The following is a 19,654-nucleotide window of genomic DNA, read 5'->3' as shown; positions in this document are numbered from 1 at the left end:
TTTTGAAGGGGGTAATTCAATGTTTTACCAAGCAACAGACAAAACAATCGAAACAGAGCGTCTCATGCTCCGACTTTTTACAGAGGCTGATGCACCTGAAGTAAGTTTGTTATGTAACAATTTTGCCCTTTACAAGAGCACGTTAAATTTGCCCTATCCTTATACGTTAGATTGTGCTTTGTCATGGATTTCCAACCATCTACAAAATTTTGAACAAGAGAAACTATATGAATTTGCTATAACGGACAAACAAAGCGGACATTTATATGGGGCTATCGGGCTATCCAATCGACAACAGCATCGAAATGGAGAAATGGCTTATTGGATTGGGGAACCGTATTGGGGGAATGGCTATGGAACAGAAGCTGCTCGTGCCATCATTGAATTTGCCTTTAAAGAAAAACAGTATCATCGTGTCTTCGCGCAGTATTTTCTATCTAATCCCGCCTCTGGCAAAATCATGGAGAAGTGTGGCATGTGCTATGAGGGAACGTTAAAATCTCATGTTTTTAAAAATGGTACTTTTGAAGATATCGTATTTTACGGCATTATTAATCCTGACAGCAGCTTGTAAACGTATTTAAAAGAGGCACCTACTATAAAGTCATGCCTCTTTCTCTTTAAATACCATTTCCCACATCACAATAATGGTTATAGTGTGTAATTTGGTTACGTCCATTACGCTTTGACTTGTAAAGTGCTTCATCCGCATGCTGAATCAGCTCTTCCACTTTCTTGATTTTGCCAAAATGATTCGTACTAACTCCGATACTAAATTCCAATTGAATCGTTTCGCCATTTACCGTGAGTGACAAAGCCGTTAAGGTTTGATAGAGGTTGTCGGCCAATGTTTGCACCGTTTCCCCCTCTTTTACTTGACTGAGAATGATAAACTCGTCTCCCCCAAAGCGAGCAACGATAGCTTCAAAGGGTTGAAAATAATCTTGTAATGTTTTAGCAGTATTCGTTAGCGCATCGTCTCCAAATAAATGGCCATTCATATCATTGATTTCTTTAAAATGGTCTAAATCCACCATCATCAACGCTAGTTGCTGATTGCTTTCAGCTGCTTTTTCGAGCATCCTTTTGGCATTTTCATCAAAATAACGTCGATTGTAAATATTCGTTAGCGGATCAAAATAAGCATTTTTTTCAAATTGCTTTTTATGATCATTGTACTCCATTTCAAATAATACATGAGAGTAATTTTCACGTTGGATTTCTAACAAAATATTAATATATTCCTTCTGAACAGCACATAAAACAATTTTATTCCCTTGATCCTCAATTAGCTTCACTAATGAATTATAGATGATTTGGAGCAAGGACAGGTCATTGTTTTGCAAAGCATAATGTTTAGTCTTTTGATATAAATCAATAGCCTCACTTACGCGTCCTTGTCGTTCACAAAGAACAGCATATGCATTGAAGACCTCTAATTGTACTTTTGAATAGGGTGGGTTATGAATTGTTGCTAATAATTCTTGTAATAGTACATTAGCCTCATCAAACTCTTCCAGCCATATAAGTGCTACTGCTAGGTTTGTTTTTGGATACATAATTCCTGTATAAGGTTCTTTATGCTGCACTTCAAACGCATTTGAGTAATAAAGACTTTTTAAGGCGAATTCCTTGGCTGTGCGATAATTGCCCATTGATATTTCCAAATCGCTTAGATTATTATAAATTTTCCCCAGGCTCTCCACATGTTGAATAGATTCAGCAATTTTTAATCCCTTTAACATCAGCTCTTCAGATTTCTTTAAGTGACCAAAAGTCCCCCAATAAATGGCAGCTATATTATAATATTGAATAAGATCAATATCATTACCATGTTGAAAAGTCAGCTCTCGATATTGTTCAAGTACACTAATCGATAGCTGTAAATCACCAGTTTGAAAATAACTGGCACAGCTATAACGTAATAGAAGGATGGCCTTATCATACATTCCAAGCTTAATGGCACTTTCGACTGCGGCACTACTTATTTCTATATATTCTAAAAAACGATCCGCGTTATATAATTCATTGAGCGTAATCCATAATTCTTCAAATTCTTGTACGTTCATACCGCTCCCCCTTATTTTCACCCTTACATCTTTAATACTACCTGCACGAATAAAATATTACAATTCTTTGGACTCATTTGTTTTTACAAAATTAAGCAATTAATACTAGACAAATGAGTGATTGTGTATATTTTCCTATGTTACTATTTTTATATTTTACTGGTAAATTTAACATGGTACTTTCACTATAATTTTCTCGCAACCAAAAAACAAGCCTCTTTCACAGAGACTTGTTATGATTCTTCAATACCCAATAATTCTTTTAATTTCTTGGCCTTTGCAGAGGTAAATTTAACTTCTCCACTTCCTCTCTTTTGGAGATAAAGTAAACCTCCAATAGCCCTTCTATATTTTAATACGCCCCCCTCCCCCTAACCGTATCAAATTTTTTCTTAAAGTGTATTGACCTTGGAGCTTACTCCAATGTTAGGATGATTGTAGGAGGTGCTTTTATGAAAATTAAACAATTTGCTGAGAAGTTTGGATTATCCATCGATACAGTCCGCTATTACGAAAAAGAGGGACTTTTACATCCGCAGAAGTTAAACAATGGCTACCGTGTGTATGATGGCACATGTGAACAGACCATGAAATTTATTCTCGTCCTACGCCAGCTTGGCTTTAGCTTACAAGAAATTAATTTTTTACTGACACTCGAACAGAAACCTATATCCACGGAATGTAATGAAACAACCGTACAGCTATTTTCTGCAAAGATTGCCCATATTGAACAGCTCATGTACTTTTATCAGCACGCACTACATTCCTTACAGCTAACCAAAGCATTAATGGCTGACGGACAATTTCAGAACAACCAAGAAAAAATTAACTTACTAATGGAAGATATGTACCAAAACTTACAGGAAGGTCGTGGTCACAATGAAACTACGTAAAATTCTCTCTCTAGAATATGTCATCGCCTTGATCATGACTATCTTTTTTTATGGGCACTTAGATTTTTCATGGCTATCATTTATGATATTTTTACTTTTACCTGATATCACGATGCTCGGATATATGATCAATTCAAAAATCGGGGCCCTTTTCTATAATATTGGACATAGCTTTGTCATACCGGCCGTACTTCTCGTAATCGGCTTTACGCTATCTACGCCAATACTTCTGATGGCTGCCTTGATTTGGCTAGCACATATTTTCTTAGATCGAGCACTCGGTTACGGTTTAAAATATGAGGAAGCCTTTACGAAAACACATTTACAGCAGATTGCTTAATGAATAAGAAGAAGCCTGAATAAAGGAATATCAATGGTTGAGCAAAACCATAAAAAAGGTGGTCAACGATAAAACAATAGCGTACTCCTACTATAAAAAGCAGGATCCTCATCTGAGATCCTGCCTTTCACTTTTTATATTAATCGTTTTAAAAGTGATTCATATAGCCCTACCATCAATAATCCAATCAATATCGGAATAAGTGAAGTAAAGCTGAAATAAAAGCCTACTTCATCGTATCGACCCGTAAAATGAAATTGTAGCCAAGACACCTGATAGGTATCCCCTACCCCGTATAAAAAAATAGTTGTAAATAAAAACAATGCAAGACATTTCATCCCATGTGCTCTTTTCATAGCATCACCTCATTGTACAATTTCCATTTGTTGTGCATAGCTTATAAGATCCTCAATCGTTAACTCTGGATTTTCGCCAACGATACTATATTGATAGCCGTTTTCTTGCCAAGCAATCGAACGGAAATTTTTATCATCCATAACCGTTCCTTTTTGTCCTCGAATATCCATCTCTTTTTCATTTAAGATGGGACCAATTTCACTCATACTCTCATCCGCTTTAAAAATAGTGATGAAAAACGCTGGCTGCCCATCTAATCCAAAGTCAAAGGAATATTCTGGTCGATCCTCTAATCCTTTAACCATTGAAATTTTATCTATAGAAAGGGCATTTTCTTGCGGAACCATTAAAAACTTTCCTAGTTGTTGCTTTGCTTCGTCCCATGAAATTAATGCTGAAGTATCTTCACCGCTAATTTCTTGGATCGTTACATCCTCTGGTAGATCAAGTATAAATTGTTGATCATCTATTTTTTCATCAACATTTATTTTTGAGTATTCTGTGATTATTTGATTACCTGCATTATCTGACTTCATTTTTAACATCAGCCATGTTTTTTTGTCAATCCATGCTTCTATATCCCCAAATAGTGATTCGGTTTTTGTAGTTTTTGCTACAATTTTATATGTGTCTCTTCCAGCGACCTTCTCTTCGCCTGCTATCTTAATCTCATGTGTATCTTTAACCAAATTAAAAACAAGCTGTACCTCTTCCCTAGGCGATCGTAGCCCGTCAAGTTCGCCTTGTGGATACGCCATTTTAAAGGCTGTATGTTCCGTGACATCATAGCTTATCAGCTCAGAGTCAGTTTTGACCGTGATGACATGTTCACCATTGTCACCTTTCATTTCTATACGTCTATACTTATCCTTGACCCATTCTTTTACCTGAGCTTTGCCCCCTAGCTCTCCCATATCTAACGTATATTCGCCATAATAGGTAAGCGGTTGCTTCGATTCTTGGAGCGTCTGCTCAATAATTTCCTGGGGTGAATACGATGCCTCGGTATTACAGCCTACTAAACTAAATGTCATGACAGCGATTAAGCCTGCTGCTCGGCATGAATTTTTCCAACTCATAGTTCGTCTACTCCTTTATTAGGTGGAAGCCAGCAGACAACAGCTGTTCCAATGTTCTCACGAGAAAGCAGCTCTACCGTACCACCATGTTTTTCAATAATTTGTTTCGTAATATTTAAGCCAAGTCCCGTGCCTCGTTCTCCAGCCTTTGATCTGGCATGGTCCGCTTGATACATGGGCTCGAATAATTTTACAATGTCCTTTTGTGGCAAGCCCTGCCCGCTATTTTGCACAATCATATACATACCCTCTTGCTTCGTCAAAGCTGGCTTAAGGAAATCAAACCCCCATTCCGGAACACTTCCAGCTTTAACCGCTGCTAAACCAATAGATGTGCCGATCTCACCATAGCGCCAAGCATTGCTCAATAAATTATCAATTACACGTTGAAGTTGTTTAGGATGCACAGCATATAGCCCATCTACATCACAGAACACTTCTAATGTAAACCCCTGTTCCTCACATAACGGTTCATAGTCTGACAAAGCCATCTCAAAAAATTCTTCCCCATCTACGTCTACCAGCTCTAATTCATAGCTCGTAGATTGGAGTAATGTAAACATTAATAAATCTTCTAGCATATGCTTCATTCGATCAGCCTTCGTGATGATAACCCGCTGATAGTCTGCTTGCTGCTGTTGTGATAAGCCATTGTTTAGTAAGGATTCCGCATAGGCTTGAATAGCCGTAAGAGGCGTTTTTAAATCGTGGGAGATACTTGCAATCATCATTTCCTTTTGCTGTTGTTCTACTTTTAAGGAAGCTCGGGTCTTTTCAATTTCATGTTGCATCGCCACAAATGTTTGAGCGAGTGAACCAATCTCATCTTTCCTTGTACTTAAATTAGATTCTATATGCTCACCTTTGGCAAAATTCCGCATTTGATGCATCAATTCTCGTAATGGTCGATTAAGTTTTCGATTAAGCAACAAAATGACCCCTATATAAATCACTAGAAACAGCAAGATAGAGCCTGTAATGACAAGCCATGAACGCTTCTCCACGCCTTTCACCCAATCAGTTCTTATTAATTGAATTTCATAGATGCCTAACAAGTCCCCATTGCGATATACTGGTTCCTTGTAGGTAAAGGCGTTGTATGATTGTTGTAACTCATATAAACCTTTAAACATGCGCTCCTTCCATACATAGCCCGATTTTAACGGGTTAGAGGAATATAAGACAAAACCAGATTTCGTGTAAAGTGTAATCGCCAACTGCTCATTGGTCAGCTCTTCTATTTCTTCTAAATTTGCCTGTTTTTGATATAGTGCTGGATTGTCAACGATTGCTTTTACCTGATTTAGCTCTGTCCACTTGTCAAAGTATTCCGCAACATTTTTATCTTGATAATAAGCATTTATCCACACATACAGACTATAAGCACCAGATATGGGCAACACCATAACAATAAAAAAAGTGATAAGTAACCAAGATTTTATTTTCATAGCGGTTCACCAATAAAACGATAACCCTTGCCCCATACAGTTTGAATAAAATATGGATGTTTCACTGAATCTTTTAGCTTTTCTCTTAGTGCCTTAATATGTACTGTAACAGTATGAGTGTCCTCTAACGTTGCCTGCTGCCAAATATACTGATACAGTTCCTTCTTCGTAAAGGTTTGACTCGGATTTTTTGCTAGTAGCTTGACAAGAGCAAATTCTTTTTGGGTTAATGCGATTTCTTGCTCATTAATGCTCACTATTTCCCGTTTCCAATCAATGATTAATCCATTTGCATAGGCAGTTTGCTCTTCTACTTCGTCTTGCTTGTTATAGCGTCTCCAGCGTCTAAGATGCGATGCCACACGAGCCTTTAATTCCTCCAAACTAAACGGTTTCGCGATATAATCATCCGCTCCTTGCAAGCCCTCCACTTTATCCGCTTCTTCCTTACGAGCACTCATCATGAGGATGGGGACATCACTTTCCCAGCGTATATTTTGACAAACCGTAAGACCATCCATTTCTGGTAGCATCCAGTCAACTAACACTAAATCAAATGGTTGCTTCTGAAAATCTTCCAGCCCTTCAAGACCCGTAGTTGCCCACGTCACTTGATAGCCCTCTTGCTCCAGCGTATCTTTGACAATGCGACCAATTGCAGCATCATCCTCAATCAGTAATAACTTTACCTTCATCAGTTCTCCTCCTGCTTAAACCTTACTACGGAAAAAGTGATTTTCCCTGAACTTTACACTTTCTTTATAATTAACTTAGAACGAATTCTTATTTTGCACAAATGATTAGGATTGTCCATTTCTACTATGCGGAGCTATCCTTCTTCCCAAAACAAAAAAAGAATGCACAGTCGTTGTGCATTCTCCTCGTCAAACTAGAAAAATAAACTTAAAATATAGTAAATTAATGCTGCCATTACTGCAGAGATTGGCATAGTGATGACCCAAGTTGTTACGATTTTACGGGCCATTCCCCATTTAACGCCTTTGACACGATGTGCTGTTCCTACACCCATGATAGATGAAGAAATAACATGTGTTGTGGATACCGGTAAGTGAATTAATGTCGCACCAAAGATAATGGAAGCCGATGCTAAGTCGGCTGCGACGCCATTCACTGGGCGAATCTTCATAATTTTACCGCCCACCGTTTTGATGATTTTATATCCACCTACTGAGGTACCAAGACCCATTGCTGTAGCTGCTGCAAAGCGCACCCAGAAAGGGATATCGTCACCTGTGTGTAATCCTCCTGCGATTAAAGCAAGTGTTATAATCCCCATTGCTTTTTGCGCATCGTTCGTTCCATGTGTAAATGATTGTAGGGCAGCTGTCCCGATTTGCATGGTACGGAAGCCTTTATTTGTACGGTATAAATTCATATCTTTAAAGATGACCTTCAATAGGGTCATCATTAGGAAACCAGCGGCAAATGCTAATAATGGTGAGAAAATCAGTGCTTGTAAAATTTTAATAAACCCTGCATAGTTCAAAATATTGAATCCTGCTGCTGCAATAGCGGCACCTGCTACTGACCCAATTAATGTATGGGAAGAACTTGACGGAATTCCAAAATACCATGTAAGTAAATTCCATGTGATAGCAGATAATAGAGCTGCTAAAATAACGACAGAACCCGTGATATCGCCATCAAAAGCATTTAAGCTAAACGGGTCCACAATGTCTTTTGTTAAGGCTTTTGCTACTCCAACAAATGTAATGGCTCCGACGAAGTTCATAACTGCAGCCATGTAAACCGCTGTACGTGGTTTTAACGCACGGGTTGATACAGATGTTGCAATAGCATTCGCTGTATCATGGAAGCCATTTATAAAGTCGAATACTAATGCAAATATAACGACTAATATGGTAATGAGTAATATTGTATCCATTTGTTACACTCCATCTTATGCGTTACGCATAATTATTGTTTCAATTGTGTTTGCCACTGTTTGGCAGCTATCAGCAATATCCTCGAATTGCTCATAAATATCCTTGAAAACAATGAGGCGCATTGGATCTTTTTCTTGAATAAATAACTGCTTCATTGAGGAACGGAAGATTTCATCACATTCACGTTCGTTATCTTTAATTTGAATAGCATGTTTACGCATCTCAACAAGCTTTTTATTATTTAATAGCTCCATGGCTTGTACCATTTCATCTGTACTCTTCGAAATATATGTTAGGAATTGACGCATTGGCTCCGTTACTTCCGTTAAATTGTACATATTGAAGTGGGCAATACAGCCTTCCATTCCATCAATCACATCATCCAATTTATTCGCTAAAGCTAAAATATCTTCTCGCTCAATTGGTGTCATAAATGATTTATTAAGCATAACGATGAGCTCATGAATTAATTTATCGCCGCTTGTTTCATATTCTTTCATTGTATCGGCAATTTCTTTTAACGCATCTATATCTTGAATATGGGCATTATGAGCATAATAAATTCCCTCATTCACATTTTTAGCGATTTTTAATAAGGACTGAAAAAAAGGATCTTGCTTGTTTGAGTTGAACATCTTGTTCCTCCTGTAAAATAAAAATTATCAATATCTGAACCATCATAACAAAACATTTACACAATTCTACAAAATTTTAAACACTTACGTGTTGATTTTACAAAACTGTAATATAAAATTTGCCACATTTATTTTCAGGGCAGTTTCCAAGTTGAAAACGTTGGAAATCAAATAATAAAAATCACTATTTTTCTTTAAATATGAGCATTTTTTCTGTTATTTTTATAAAAATACTTGAAATTTACTTTTTCCCTTCTATTTGTTTACCACTTGAAATGTTAAGGAATTGTAAACAAGATTTACATTCTAAATAAATATTCCTCTGTTATTTTTTACCTAAAGAATGTCGAAACATGTAACCTTTCCTATTTGTTATGCTCGTCCTCGTTGTTGCTTATACATAAAATAAAAAACAACAATTTTGTATAACTTAAAGGAATTCTTCAATTTTCTGTCAATTGACAAAAAATATTAGCGTGCTATAATACTTTTGGGCTTCACCGCATTGAAGCGAAGAAGTATTTAGTAGGAGGTTACATATGTTTCGAATTGAAGCTAAAAGCAACCCTCGATTTATTGAGGCAAGCTTCGTTATACTTTTAATTATTGCCACAATGGCTTTTAGTATTGGGTATTTAAAAGCAACACCCCATATCCCAATATTTCTGGTTATTTCACTTTTACTAGCCTATGGATTGTTAAAAAGAGTTTCCTTTCGCGATTTAGAAGGTGGGATGATTGCTGGTGCTAGTGCTGGATTGGGCGCTGTTTTCATTTTCTTCTTTATTGGTATTTTAATTTCGAGCTGGATTATGGGTGGAACAATCCCAACGCTCATCTACTATGGTTTTTTAACCGTTTCACCCAACTTTTTCTTTGCCATCGTTTTTTTAATTTGTAGCATTGTAGGTATTTCTGTTGGTAGTTCGTTAACAACCGTGGCAACTGTCGGTGTGGCATTTATGGGTATCGCAGGTGCCATGGACATTTCGTTAACAATAACTGCTGGTGCAATTGTTTCTGGCGCCTTTTTTGGTGATAAAATGTCACCCTTATCCGATACAACCAATCTTGCTTCAGGAACAGTCGGTGTAGATCTATTTGAACATATTAAAAATATGGGCTGGACAACAATCCCTGCTTTCCTGATTTCATTCGTACTATACGCCATTTTATCGCCAACAGGTGAAGCAACATCTTTTGATACGGTTGAGCAATTTAAAGAAGGATTGCTGTCTACAGGACTTATTCATTGGTATACATTATTGCCAATAGTTGTCCTTGTTATTATGACATTCTATAAAGCTCCTGCCGTTATTACATTAGCGGTTGTCTCAATTCTTGGAGTGGGTCTATCTTATACACTGGACCCCCTACCTGCTTCAGACGTCTTCAAAATTTTATTTGATGGCTATGTCTCTCACTCTGGTAATAAGGATGTAGATGCCTTACTGACACGCGGTGGCATGAATAGCATGCTATTTACAATTGCACTTGTACTACTGGCCTTAACAATGGGTGGCCTCTTGTTCACACTTGGTATCATACAAAGTATTTTAGCCAAGGTTGAAAGCTTATTAAAAAGTGCTGGCTCAGTTATTACAGGCGCGGCGATTACTGGCATTGGCATCAATACATTAATCGGTGAGCAGTATTTATCTATCCTGTTAACTGGTGAAGCATTTAAAGCTCAATTTGCGAAGGTTGGCCTAGCTCCTAAGAACCTATCTCGTGTCATGGAGGATGCTGGAACGGTTGTCAATCCACTTGTCCCTTGGAGTGTCTGTGGTATTTTCATCACAAGTGTCCTTGGAATTTCCACACTGGATTATCTACCTTTCACCTTCTTCTGTTTACTCGGCCCGATTCTAACCGTTATTTTTGGCTGGAGTGGCAAAACATTAACAAAGCTTGAGCAATAACAAAAGGTAGCTGATTAAAAATCAGCTACCTTTTTATCCACCAAAAATTTCTATTCTACCTTTACTTGTCCCATCATACCATTATCTTCATGCTCCAATAAATGACAATGGAACATATAGATGCCCTTATCTTGAAACTTCACTGCTAATTTAACTGACTCACCTGGTTCAATGGACACCGTATCCTTCCAGCCCTGTTCATTGGGCGGTGGCGCCTGACCATTAATGGATACAATTTTAAATTGCGTGCCGTGTATATGAAACGGATGGGTCATGCCTCCCATCATATCAGGTTTATTGTAAATTTCCCAAATTTCTGTCACTCCCTGCTGTTGAACAAAATCAATTCTATTCTTATCAAATTGCTTGCCATTAATCGTTACCATCGTCCCCATACCAAATAGCTCTATACGTTTAGATACAGGTAATTGTTGTTCTTCACTAGTTGTAGAGAATTGATTAAATACATCCTGCATCTTCTGTGGAGTAGTGCGTTCATTTGTGATCGTAAACGGTAACAGGACTACACCTTCTTCATTTATCAATGATAAATCATTGGAAGTACGTAGCTTGGAAAAATCGATGATAATTTCAGCACGTTCACCTGGTGTTAAGGTCAGTTTATTTAGTGGAACAGGGCTATTTAAAAATCCTCCATCTGTGGCGATTTGTTGAAAATTCTCATTTGTACTAAGCTTAAAAGTGAAATTCCGAGCATTGGAGCCGTTCACTAATCGAAGTCGAACAGGCTCTTGGCGGACATGAAGCTTCGGATTGAGCGTACCATTGATGAGTAATGTATCACCAATTGTCCCATCATTATTTTTGAATTGCTGGTAGTTCAATTGCTGTTGATCATCAAACTGGCGGTCCTGAAAGATTAACGGAATATCATTCACGCCATATTCATGAGGTAATCCTAAACGCTGTGAATGTTCATCCTCCACGTAAATCAGTCCTGCCAAACCTTTATATACCTGCTCAGCCGTCTGTCCTTCTGGGTGAGGATGAAACCATAAAGTAGCTGCTTGCTGGCGGATATTAAAAGTCAGCTGCTTCGATTGACCAGGTTCTATTCGTTCATGAGGGCCACCATCCCCCTCACCTGGTATTTCTAAACCATGCCAATGAAATGTTGTCTCTTTGCTCATTTCATTTGTTGTTGAAAATTGCACAGTTTGTCCCGATTGAATCCGTATCACCGGCCCTAAAAAGGACCCGTTATAGCCATAGGTTTCTGTTTGAACCCCTTGATAAAACTCTGTTGTCCCTTCTTGTGCGACAATTGAATAGTGAGCTGGATTATCTCCATCTGGTTCTAGTAAAGGTGGGATGACCAACTCATTTTCTCCTGTAGAAGGTGCAAGCTGTAAGGGATTTGTATGACTCATATGACCATTTGTCCTATCCATTCCCTCATGAGCCTTGTTCATTGGTTTAGTAGATAATTCGTCAGCTGTTTTACTAGTACTACACCCGCCTATTAGTAAAATCAATAGCGTCAGTAATGAAAACCATACTTTAGATTTCATCTATTTTCCTCCTTTTGTTACAACAAAACGAATGTAACAAAGAAGTATGGAGAAATGATGAAGGTCGTTAAAATCCTGAAAAACCATCGAACAAGGAGCTTAGCCAAATGATGATTCTTGTTAAACCATCGAAAAATAGAATAATGCCCAGCACAATCATAAAATAGCCACCCACTTTTGTGATCATGTGACTATACTTTCGTATCCATGCGAATTTCGTGACAAATTGTGATAGAAGGAAAAATGGGATGGCGAACCCTAACACATAGGCGATCATGTAAAACATACCCATCCCTGGATGCTGGGAAGCCATCATAAAAACTGCCCCCGTAATTGGGCCTGTACAGGGCGTCCAGCCCGCTGCAAAGGCAAGACCAATAAAAAAAGAGCCCAAATAGCCTGTGGGACGATTTTTAAAGGAAAGACGTTTTTCTTGCATTAAAAATTTCGGGGATAAAGCACCTATAATAATTAAACCAAACAGCACAATTAATATAGCCCCAACCTGTCGCAAAACATCTTGGTACTGGAAGAAAAACCACCCCACAACAGATGAGCCATAGCCTAAGAAAATAAAAATCACAGAAAATCCAATTAAAAAGAATAGTGTATGCAACATACCAATCGTTCTTAATTTTTTATTGTCTCCCTGAAGCTCATCCAATGACATTCCTGTAATATAAGAAATAAAAGCTGGATAGAGCGGTAAGGTGCAAGGCGAAATAAAGTTTAAAAACCCTGCGCCAAAGGCTAAAAAAAGATTCATATCTGGATTCATTTTGTTCGCTCCTTACATCTTACAAGTTAAGTTATCCCCAATATGTAATGGTGTCCATTATACCTAGTAATAGTAACAATATGCCTGCCATTAATTGAATAACTCTCCCCATCTTCATGCTTGTTCGTAAAATGAGACGCTTAGCATCGAAAAGATAAATGAAGAGAAGCATGATGAGTAGTGGTACAGAAGTGGCAACCCCAAAAATACTCGGTAAGATAAACCCATAGGAAGTGCCTGTCACAATGGGCATTAGCCATACAAAAAACAGCACAAACATGGTTGGACAAAAGGCAATAGAGAAACTAGCCCCCATTAAAAAGGAGCCTAATTTGCCCCCTTTCATAACAGGAGGAATAAGATTCGACAGGCGATTTAAAAATTTTAGCTTTAATAAACCTAATAAAACGAGCCCTGTCAGTATCATAATTGGTCCAATGGCCTGACGAAAAATGGGGAAATACAATGTCATTTTAGTTTCAAACGATTGTCCAAATAACCATGCTAAAAAACCAAGTCCGCTAAAAACAACTACTTTTCCAAAAATAAAAAACAGAATATCCTGCCAATTATTTTTCATTTGAAGCGTCCTATTTCCATAAAATGTAACCGCACTCATATTACCGGTTATTTGGCAGGGAGCTAGTGCCCCTATGAGACCTAAAAGAAGCGCCATAGCCCAAGCTGAATGCTCATAGGCATTTAAAAATTGGTTGATTGGCTCACTCATAAATTGACTAATCGCTGACAAAAAACTATACAATTGAAACACCCTCTATCTGTTCATCATTTCAGCTTTAAAAACTAGCCAAAACTAGTATAAAGGTTAAATATGAATAAACGGTGCAGAAATCGAACACACCGTTTTGAGAAAACTATGATGTGATCAAAGTATGTCTTTTTGTTGGTAGACGCTATCATACGAATCCACACCGGGAGAGCGATACTAGATATGGTTTCATTGCTCGTGCTATCGCCATCCCTCTTTCGATTTCCAATGAGTATGGCGAAAAATTTATGAGTCTTGAAACCTTTTTTCAAACTGTGCGTATGTATATCTAACAATGTCAGTAGGAGGAATGTAAGAATGTCTTTTTTTCATAAAGCACTAGCAAGTTTTGGAATAGGTTCAGCAACAGTTGATACAAGGTTGGAAAAGGATACTTATCGAGCTGGAGAAGTCATGCGAGGTGAAATCATCGTGCGTGGTGGTCAAGTTGAACAACAAGTGGATTCTATCTATTTATCTATAAATACGACATATATACGAGAGTCCAATGATCATAAACATACAGAGGTGGCCACTCTACAAAAAGTCAAAGTGACAGAGCCTTTTACACTAGCAGCTAGTGAAGAGAAGGTCATTCCCATTTCATTGACACTGCCCTTTGAAACACCCATTAGTGCGGGCAAAACGCAAGTTTGGATTCAAACTGGACTTGATATTAAAAATGCCGTAGACCCAAGTGATAAAGATTATATTCGTGTAGAGCCAACAAGCCTCGCATCACATATACTTGACGCTATAGGGCAATTAGGTTTTCGTTTACGAGAAGCAGAATGTGAACAAGCCCCAGCACGCTTCCGTGGATATTATCCATTTGTACAGGAGTTTGAATTTGTACCAACAGGTTCCTTTAGAGGACATCTAGATGAACTTGAAATAGTTTTCCTCTCGCAGTCCAATCACTCTGCAGAAATTCTATTACAAATTGACCGCAAAGTAAGAGGGATTGGAAGCTTCTTCGCAGAGGCTCTAGAGATGGATGAAAGCTACGTTCGAACAACGATTACGATGCATGATCTACCGACGCTTCCAGAAAAGCTTCAACAACTTATTTCAAAGCATATATAAATTCAATAAAAAGTAGTTGAAGAGCACTTCAACTACTTTTTTATCTCCAAGCACACGTATGGAGGAGATGATTTTATGTCATGGCAAAAAAATCGGGTTTTGCTGTGAAAAAGAAAAAAGACTGTAGACAACTCAACATTTTTTTGAGCTCATCTACAGCCTGAACCATTTACTACGTGTAGCTAATAGAAAAGTTATTTCACCGCTTGCTTTACTTTTTCCATAACCTCTTCAGCTGTTGCTACTTGTAACGCCTCAGTCGCTAAAGCTTGCATGTCCTTAACAGACAGACGCTTCAATAAAGAGCGTGTTTTCAAAATGGATGTTGCGCTCATTGAAAATTCATCTAAGCCTAAGCCAAGCAATAAAGGAACTGCTAGCTCGTCGCCTGCCATCTCTCCGCACATCCCTACCCATTTCTGTTCTTGATGGGCGGCATGAATGACCATTTGAATCAAGCGTAAAATAGCTGGATTATAAGGCTGATATAAATAAGATACTTTTTCATTCATACGATCTGCAGCCATTGTATATTGAATTAAATCATTCGTTCCAATGGAGAAAAAGTCCACTTCCTTCGCAAAAACATCAGCCATCACTGCTGTAGCAGGAATTTCAACCATCATACCAATTTCAATGTCAGCACTTACTTCCTCCCCCGCTGCTTTTAGCTTTTCTTGCTCTTCTAACAAAATCGCTTTGGCATCACGGAACTCTTGAATAGTCGCTATCATCGGGAACATAATTTTGAGGTTTCCATATACAGATGCTCGCAGTAGAGCGCGCAATTGCGTACGGAATAATTCCTGTTGCTCTAAGCATAGACGAATGGCACGATGACCAAGGAATGGATTCATTTCCTCCTGTAGCGGTAGATAGGGCAAATGTTTGTCTCCACCAATATCTAGTGTGCGAATGACTACTGGCTTCCCCTGCATTCCCTCAAGAACCGTTTGATAAGCCGTAAATTGCTCATCCTCAGATGGCAGGTTTTCTCTGCCCATATATAAAAACTCTGTACGATATAGGCCAATTCCTTCAGCCCCATGGCGCAATACGCCCTCCAAATCGCCTGGAGAGCCAATATTAGCGGCTAGCTCTACATGTACACCGTCTTTGGACACCGTTTGTTCGTTTACTAAGGTTGCCCATTCCGCTTGTTGAGTATGATAGCTTTGGGCTTTTTCTTGATAGCTAACAATCACATCAGCCGTTGGATTGACAAACACTTGACCGGATAAACCATCCACGATTAATATATCTCCATCTTGAATCGTAGTCGTTGCTACACCAGTTCCAACTACTGCTGGAATCTCTAATGAACGTGCCATAATGGCTGAATGAGAGGTGCGCCCCCCAATATCCGTAATAAAGCCTAGGACAAAGTTACGATCCAATTGAGCTGTCTCTGAAGGAGTCAAATCATTAGCTACAATAATCACCTGTTCACTAATACTACTTGGGTTAGGAATATGTACACCGAGTAAATGTGCTAAAATGCGGTTGGTCACATCTTTAATATCTGAAGCACGTGCACTCATGTATTCATCATCCATACTTTCAAATAACGCCACAAACATTGATGAAACTTCATGTAAGGCAAATTCTGCATTGACTCCTTCATCAGCTATTTTTTGATTGATAGGCCCAATTAATTCTGGGTCCTTCACCACTAATAAATGCGCTTCAAAGATGGCTGCTTCCTCGGCACTGAATTTTTTTAATGTTTGCTGTTTGATGGCCTCTAGCTCTTGCTCCGTTTTGGCAAGGGCAGCGGCTAAACGTTGCTGCTCCGCCTGAACATCTTGAACCGTTGTTTGGCTAAATGTTAAATTCGGCTGTACAAACCGATACGCTTTAGCAATGGCAATGCCGTCTGAAGCGGCAATACCAGCGAGATGTGTCATTGTGCAAGCCCCATTTCTGTCAGTAATGTTGCTAATGCCTCAAATGCTTGATCTTCGTCTTCCCCCTCTACATATAGTGTAAATTGAGAACCTTGCTTTAAAGCTAATCCCATTACGCCAAGAATTGATTTTAAATTCGCTGCTTTTTCTTCAGTACGCACTTCAATTGCGGAAGCGAATGGTGTAGCTTTTGCCACAAGCTGGCTTGCTGGACGTGCATGAATTCCTAACGGATCGATTACTGTAAATTGTTGTGTTTTCATGATTTATTCTCCTCTACTTGTAAATCTGTTAAAATGATGACATTTGGATGTTTGGTTAAAGCACTTGCTGGAATTTCCTCTGTATAATCAGAGGCCAGCACACGCTCTAATACTTCACGCTTAGTTTCTCCCACTGCAATTAACAAAATGCATTTTGCACGCATAATAGATTGAATCCCCATAGTGAACGCTTGCGTGGGCACTTCATTAATCGATGAAAAGAAGCGAGCATTGGCTTGACGAGTCGATTCTTCCAATGTTACAAGATGTGTCAAGGACTCAAATGGTGTACCTGGTTCATTGAAGCCAATATGGCCATTTTGTCCGATACCAAGCAATTGAAAGTCTAAGGAATGTTGTTGTAATAGCGCTTCATAGCGAGCTGCTTCCTCTAAAGGATTCGTCGCTAAGCCATTTGGTAAATAAGAAGCTTGGAATGGTTTTTCGTGAAATAAATGCTGATGCATGTAATAGGCATAGCTTTGCTCATGGTTAGCTTCAAGCCCTACATATTCATCCAAATTAAAGCTGATGCAATTCGAAAAATCAATATCTGTTTTACAGATTTTAGCATACAACGGTTCCATCGTTCCACCAGTAGCTAGCCCGAACGTTGTGGACCCATTATTTTTAGCAGCCGCAATGATGGCAACGGCTCGTGCATATAAATCTTCTTTTGAATTAAATCTTTCTATGTTCACCACATATCCTCCTTTTCCTAAGGTCTTAAAAATGAATACGCTGACCATATTGATCAATGAGCTCATCATTATTGGTGTTCCCTAAGTTACTGCTAGCAAACACGGGTAAGCTGGCGCCTTGTTCATGCAGAATTTCAATGATTTGAGCGCATAGAGCATTTAGTAGCGCTGCCCCTAATACGGTAGATACAGGTCCATATTGGAACTCATCAACTGTTAAAACCCCATCCCCTAGTGGTACATGCGTATTTAAAACATCATCCACGATATCCTCTAAACGTTGACCTGAGGGATGGCGTGATGGCTGCTGTTGATAGGCCAATGATTGTAGTGATATCGTATGCGCACCTGCTTCTTTTGCGTAAATCGCCATATCAATTGGTACTGGATTGTTGGCAGAGGTTGAAATGATGATACAAACATCTTTGTCATCAAACTGTAGCTCATCCTTATAGGGAGCTAAAAATGCTTGCTTCTTTTCATTTTGTGAAGATTGCCGGGCTCCCTGATGTAGCATTAAGGATTCAATGTGTATCGGTTTGACTGGAACTAAGCCACCAGCCCTGAAATAACATTCTTGTGCTAATAACATGGAATGACCTGAACCAAATAACTGGATAATGCCTCCCTGTACTAGACGTTTAACGATTAACTGAGCTACACGGTTAATTTGTTCACTTTCTTGTTGTGCCACCATTGTTAAATAGCGATTGACTTGTTGAAAATAGGTATTCATCATCTATCACCTTTTCATTTCAAACATTTCTTCCTAATTGTTTGTCTGCACCCTGATCCGGCCAGCTTTAATCGTTTGATGGAGCAGCAAGTGTTCATCTACAATCACTGCATCCGCATCATACCCTTCTGTAAGCTGCCCTTTGTTCGTTAATTTTAATTGCTGGGCAGCATTATAGCTGGACATTTTCACAAGCTCCTCCAATGTACAGTTGGTAATCTGACGCATATTTCGTACTGCTTGATCCATTGTTAAAATACTGCCTGCCAGTGAACCGTTCGATAAATGTGCGCCTGATTCTGTCACATGCACCAATTGACCACCTAAATCATATTCACCGTAGGGCATACCCTTCGCTCGCATCGCATCCGTTATTAAAATAATGCCGTCTGCCCCCTTCAAGCGATAAGCCATTTCCACAGCTCCTTCATGCATATGAATAAAATCAACAATTAGTTCAGCCTTTATGGCATCTACTAGCAAAACACCACCAACCACACCTGGATCACGATGATGGAATGGACGCATTTGATTGTATAAATGAGTCCCCTGTGATGCACCTAATTGAACAGCTTCCTGCATTTGCTCAAATGTAGCGTCGGAATGACCAATTGATACAATAACGCCACTTTCAGAAAGGCTTTGGACAGCTGCCATTCCATTAGGTTCCTCCGGTGCCAGCGTAATTTGTTTAATTTTTTGACCACTTAATGCTTGCCATTTTTTAATGACTTCCATATCTGGCTGGACAATATAATCAAGTGGCTGAGCTCCTGCACGCTGCTTCGATACGAAAGGTCCCTCAATATGCAGACCAAGTACTTCCGCTTCATCTGACTTTGGCTGAAATTGTGCCACATTGACGATGGCCCGTTCGATTTTGTCAAAGCTTTGCGTCATCGTAGTGGCTAAAAAGCTGGTTGTACCCTCTTTTAATAGTGATTGGGCCATGATATGTAACCCTTCATCAGATGCATCCATCGTATCCATTTGGGCAGACCCGTGAATATGCATGTCAATAAATCCTGGCAATAAAAACTTTCCTGAACCCTCTAATTGATCAACGCCCTGCGCGTGAATATGCTGGGCAATCTGAGCAATTTTGCCGTCCTTCATCCACACATCCATCTGTTCATCTCGACCACTCGCATTGACCACTGTGATGTTCCGAATTATTAAACTCAAGAAAAACATCTCCTCTTCTTGAACAAGGGCTGTTGAAAAGGTATCCA

Annotated in this window: 20 protein-coding genes; 5 read left to right on the top strand and 15 right to left on the bottom strand. The window is 38.9% G+C overall.

Annotated elements, in window-relative coordinates; all coding sequences use genetic code 11:
- Positions 1-19 precede the first annotated feature (19 nt).
- Positions 20-574 (top strand): GNAT family N-acetyltransferase, encoded by a 555-nt coding sequence (locus AC3CH7_RS14840; protein ID WP_012294016.1) that lies wholly within the window; start codon positions 20-22, stop codon positions 572-574.
- A gap of 46 nt (positions 575-620) precedes the next feature.
- Here AC3CH7_RS14840 and AC3CH7_RS14835 read toward each other — a convergent pair whose 3' ends face one another.
- Positions 621-2,069, bottom strand: a complete 1,449-nt coding sequence (locus AC3CH7_RS14835; protein ID WP_488381521.1) for a tetratricopeptide repeat-containing diguanylate cyclase — start codon at positions 2,067-2,069, stop codon at positions 621-623.
- Between the two features lie 452 nt (positions 2,070-2,521).
- Here AC3CH7_RS14835 and AC3CH7_RS14830 point away from each other — a divergent pair, with 452 nt between their 5' ends.
- The gene (locus AC3CH7_RS14830) at positions 2,522-2,962 is read left to right on the top strand and encodes a MerR family transcriptional regulator (RefSeq protein WP_488381522.1); all 441 of its coding nucleotides are present in this window, start codon (positions 2,522-2,524) and stop codon (positions 2,960-2,962) included.
- The gene (locus AC3CH7_RS14825) at positions 2,949-3,302 is read left to right on the top strand and encodes a DUF4260 domain-containing protein (protein ID WP_488381523.1); all 354 of its coding nucleotides are present in this window, start codon (positions 2,949-2,951) and stop codon (positions 3,300-3,302) included. Before AC3CH7_RS14830 ends, AC3CH7_RS14825 begins: the two co-directional genes overlap by 14 nt.
- 134 nt (positions 3,303-3,436) lie before the next feature.
- Here the strand turns inward: AC3CH7_RS14825 and AC3CH7_RS14820 are convergent, their stop codons facing one another.
- The 6 genes from AC3CH7_RS14820 to AC3CH7_RS14795 form a co-directional block, all read right to left on the bottom strand.
- Positions 3,437-3,658 (bottom strand): hypothetical protein, encoded by a 222-nt coding sequence (locus AC3CH7_RS14820; protein ID WP_012294012.1) that lies wholly within the window; start codon positions 3,656-3,658, stop codon positions 3,437-3,439.
- Positions 3,659-3,667: 9 nt separating this feature from the next.
- Entirely contained in the window at positions 3,668-4,738 is a 1,071-nt protein-coding gene (locus AC3CH7_RS14815) for a LolA family protein (protein WP_036166357.1), read from the bottom strand.
- On the bottom strand, positions 4,735-6,186 hold the full coding sequence (locus AC3CH7_RS14810; RefSeq protein WP_207889842.1) for a HAMP domain-containing sensor histidine kinase: 1,452 nt from the start codon (positions 6,184-6,186) through the stop codon (positions 4,735-4,737). Before AC3CH7_RS14810 ends, AC3CH7_RS14815 begins: the two co-directional genes overlap by 4 nt.
- Positions 6,183-6,881, bottom strand: coding sequence for a response regulator transcription factor (locus AC3CH7_RS14805; RefSeq protein ID WP_031419736.1), 699 nt, complete (start codon positions 6,879-6,881; stop codon positions 6,183-6,185). Before AC3CH7_RS14805 ends, AC3CH7_RS14810 begins: the two co-directional genes overlap by 4 nt.
- Positions 6,882-7,075: 194 nt before the next feature.
- A complete protein-coding gene (locus tag AC3CH7_RS14800) occupies positions 7,076-8,092 on the bottom strand; it encodes an inorganic phosphate transporter (RefSeq protein ID WP_012294007.1) in 1,017 nt (338 codons plus the stop codon).
- Between the two features lie 15 nt (positions 8,093-8,107).
- Positions 8,108-8,728 carry a DUF47 domain-containing protein gene (locus tag AC3CH7_RS14795; RefSeq protein ID WP_031419734.1) on the bottom strand — a complete coding sequence of 207 codons (621 nt, stop codon included), beginning with the start codon at positions 8,726-8,728 and terminating at the stop codon, positions 8,108-8,110.
- Between the two features lie 539 nt (positions 8,729-9,267).
- Between AC3CH7_RS14795 and nhaC the strand changes: the two genes are divergently transcribed.
- On the top strand, positions 9,268-10,650 hold the full coding sequence (gene nhaC / locus AC3CH7_RS14790; RefSeq protein ID WP_031419733.1) for a Na+/H+ antiporter NhaC: 1,383 nt from the start codon (positions 9,268-9,270) through the stop codon (positions 10,648-10,650).
- A gap of 50 nt (positions 10,651-10,700) precedes the next feature.
- Here nhaC and AC3CH7_RS14785 read toward each other — a convergent pair whose 3' ends face one another.
- The 3 genes from AC3CH7_RS14785 to AC3CH7_RS14775 all read right to left on the bottom strand — a co-directional run bounded on the left by AC3CH7_RS14785 (position 10,701) and on the right by AC3CH7_RS14775 (position 13,723).
- Positions 10,701-12,182: a multicopper oxidase family protein gene (locus tag AC3CH7_RS14785; RefSeq protein WP_488381524.1), complete on the bottom strand. Its 1,482-nt coding sequence runs from the start codon at positions 12,180-12,182 to the stop codon at positions 10,701-10,703.
- Positions 12,183-12,249: 67 nt separating this feature from the next.
- A complete protein-coding gene (locus AC3CH7_RS14780) occupies positions 12,250-12,960 on the bottom strand; it encodes a cytochrome c biogenesis CcdA family protein (RefSeq protein ID WP_488381525.1) in 711 nt (236 codons plus the stop codon).
- A 31-nt stretch (positions 12,961-12,991) separates the two neighbouring features.
- Positions 12,992-13,723, bottom strand: coding sequence for a cytochrome c biogenesis CcdA family protein (locus AC3CH7_RS14775; RefSeq protein WP_488381526.1), 732 nt, complete (start codon positions 13,721-13,723; stop codon positions 12,992-12,994).
- A 324-nt stretch (positions 13,724-14,047) separates the two neighbouring features.
- Between AC3CH7_RS14775 and AC3CH7_RS14770 the strand changes: the two genes are divergently transcribed.
- Positions 14,048-14,815, top strand: a complete 768-nt coding sequence (locus tag AC3CH7_RS14770) for a sporulation protein (RefSeq protein ID WP_012294001.1) — start codon at positions 14,048-14,050, stop codon at positions 14,813-14,815.
- Positions 14,816-15,009: 194 nt separating this feature from the next.
- Here the strand turns inward: AC3CH7_RS14770 and ptsP are convergent, their stop codons facing one another.
- From ptsP to nagA, 5 genes are read right to left on the bottom strand one after another with little or no spacing between them, the layout of a single operon-like run.
- Positions 15,010-16,722, bottom strand: coding sequence for a phosphoenolpyruvate--protein phosphotransferase (gene ptsP / locus AC3CH7_RS14765; RefSeq protein ID WP_281486579.1), 1,713 nt, complete (start codon positions 16,720-16,722; stop codon positions 15,010-15,012).
- Complete coding sequence (locus tag AC3CH7_RS14760) at positions 16,719-16,985, bottom strand: HPr family phosphocarrier protein (protein WP_012293998.1); 267 nt, start codon at positions 16,983-16,985, stop codon at positions 16,719-16,721. The genes ptsP and AC3CH7_RS14760 overlap by 4 nt, the downstream gene beginning before the upstream one ends.
- A complete protein-coding gene (locus AC3CH7_RS14755; RefSeq protein ID WP_180276562.1) occupies positions 16,982-17,734 on the bottom strand; it encodes a glucosamine-6-phosphate deaminase in 753 nt (250 codons plus the stop codon). The genes AC3CH7_RS14760 and AC3CH7_RS14755 overlap by 4 nt, the downstream gene beginning before the upstream one ends.
- Positions 17,712-18,422 carry a sugar isomerase domain-containing protein gene (locus AC3CH7_RS14750; RefSeq protein WP_031419726.1) on the bottom strand — a complete coding sequence of 237 codons (711 nt, stop codon included), beginning with the start codon at positions 18,420-18,422 and terminating at the stop codon, positions 17,712-17,714. Before AC3CH7_RS14750 ends, AC3CH7_RS14755 begins: the two co-directional genes overlap by 23 nt.
- A 33-nt stretch (positions 18,423-18,455) precedes the next feature.
- Positions 18,456-19,607 carry an N-acetylglucosamine-6-phosphate deacetylase gene (gene nagA / locus AC3CH7_RS14745; RefSeq protein WP_036161330.1) on the bottom strand — a complete coding sequence of 384 codons (1,152 nt, stop codon included), beginning with the start codon at positions 19,605-19,607 and terminating at the stop codon, positions 18,456-18,458.
- Positions 19,608-19,654 lie beyond the last annotated feature (47 nt).

This window comes from Lysinibacillus sp. F12 (genome assembly GCF_057773605.1).
The sequence above is the reverse complement of the archived record's forward strand: the minus strand, read 5'-3'. Positions and strand labels throughout refer to the sequence as shown.

Excerpts from the sequence above, each read along its gene's own strand:
- nhaC (WP_031419733.1), top strand. The coding sequence starts at position 9,268 with ATGTTTCGAATTGAAGCTAAAAGCAACCCTCGATTTATTGAGGCAAGC.
- AC3CH7_RS14810 (WP_207889842.1), bottom strand. The coding sequence starts at position 6,186 with ATGAAAATAAAATCTTGGTTACTTATCACTTTTTTTATTGTTATGGTG.
- AC3CH7_RS14750 (WP_031419726.1), bottom strand. The coding sequence starts at position 18,422 with ATGAATACCTATTTTCAACAAGTCAATCGCTATTTAACAATGGTGGCA.
- ptsP (WP_281486579.1), bottom strand. The coding sequence starts at position 16,722 with ATGACACATCTCGCTGGTATTGCCGCTTCAGACGGCATTGCCATTGCT.
- AC3CH7_RS14825 (WP_488381523.1), top strand. The coding sequence starts at position 2,949 with ATGAAACTACGTAAAATTCTCTCTCTAGAATATGTCATCGCCTTGATC.
- AC3CH7_RS14835 (WP_488381521.1), bottom strand. The coding sequence starts at position 2,069 with ATGAACGTACAAGAATTTGAAGAATTATGGATTACGCTCAATGAATTA.
- AC3CH7_RS14815 (WP_036166357.1), bottom strand. The coding sequence starts at position 4,738 with ATGAGTTGGAAAAATTCATGCCGAGCAGCAGGCTTAATCGCTGTCATG.
- AC3CH7_RS14780 (WP_488381525.1), bottom strand. The coding sequence starts at position 12,960 with ATGAATCCAGATATGAATCTTTTTTTAGCCTTTGGCGCAGGGTTTTTA.
- AC3CH7_RS14770 (WP_012294001.1), top strand. The coding sequence starts at position 14,048 with ATGTCTTTTTTTCATAAAGCACTAGCAAGTTTTGGAATAGGTTCAGCA.
- AC3CH7_RS14795 (WP_031419734.1), bottom strand. The coding sequence starts at position 8,728 with ATGTTCAACTCAAACAAGCAAGATCCTTTTTTTCAGTCCTTATTAAAA.
- AC3CH7_RS14805 (WP_031419736.1), bottom strand. The coding sequence starts at position 6,881 with ATGAAGGTAAAGTTATTACTGATTGAGGATGATGCTGCAATTGGTCGC.
- AC3CH7_RS14760 (WP_012293998.1), bottom strand. The coding sequence starts at position 16,985 with ATGAAAACACAACAATTTACAGTAATCGATCCGTTAGGAATTCATGCA.
- AC3CH7_RS14840 (WP_012294016.1), top strand. The coding sequence starts at position 20 with ATGTTTTACCAAGCAACAGACAAAACAATCGAAACAGAGCGTCTCATG.
- AC3CH7_RS14830 (WP_488381522.1), top strand. The coding sequence starts at position 2,522 with ATGAAAATTAAACAATTTGCTGAGAAGTTTGGATTATCCATCGATACA.
- AC3CH7_RS14755 (WP_180276562.1), bottom strand. The coding sequence starts at position 17,734 with ATGGTCAGCGTATTCATTTTTAAGACCTTAGGAAAAGGAGGATATGTG.
- AC3CH7_RS14785 (WP_488381524.1), bottom strand. The coding sequence starts at position 12,182 with ATGAAATCTAAAGTATGGTTTTCATTACTGACGCTATTGATTTTACTA.
- AC3CH7_RS14800 (WP_012294007.1), bottom strand. The coding sequence starts at position 8,092 with ATGGATACAATATTACTCATTACCATATTAGTCGTTATATTTGCATTA.
- AC3CH7_RS14820 (WP_012294012.1), bottom strand. The coding sequence starts at position 3,658 with ATGAAAAGAGCACATGGGATGAAATGTCTTGCATTGTTTTTATTTACA.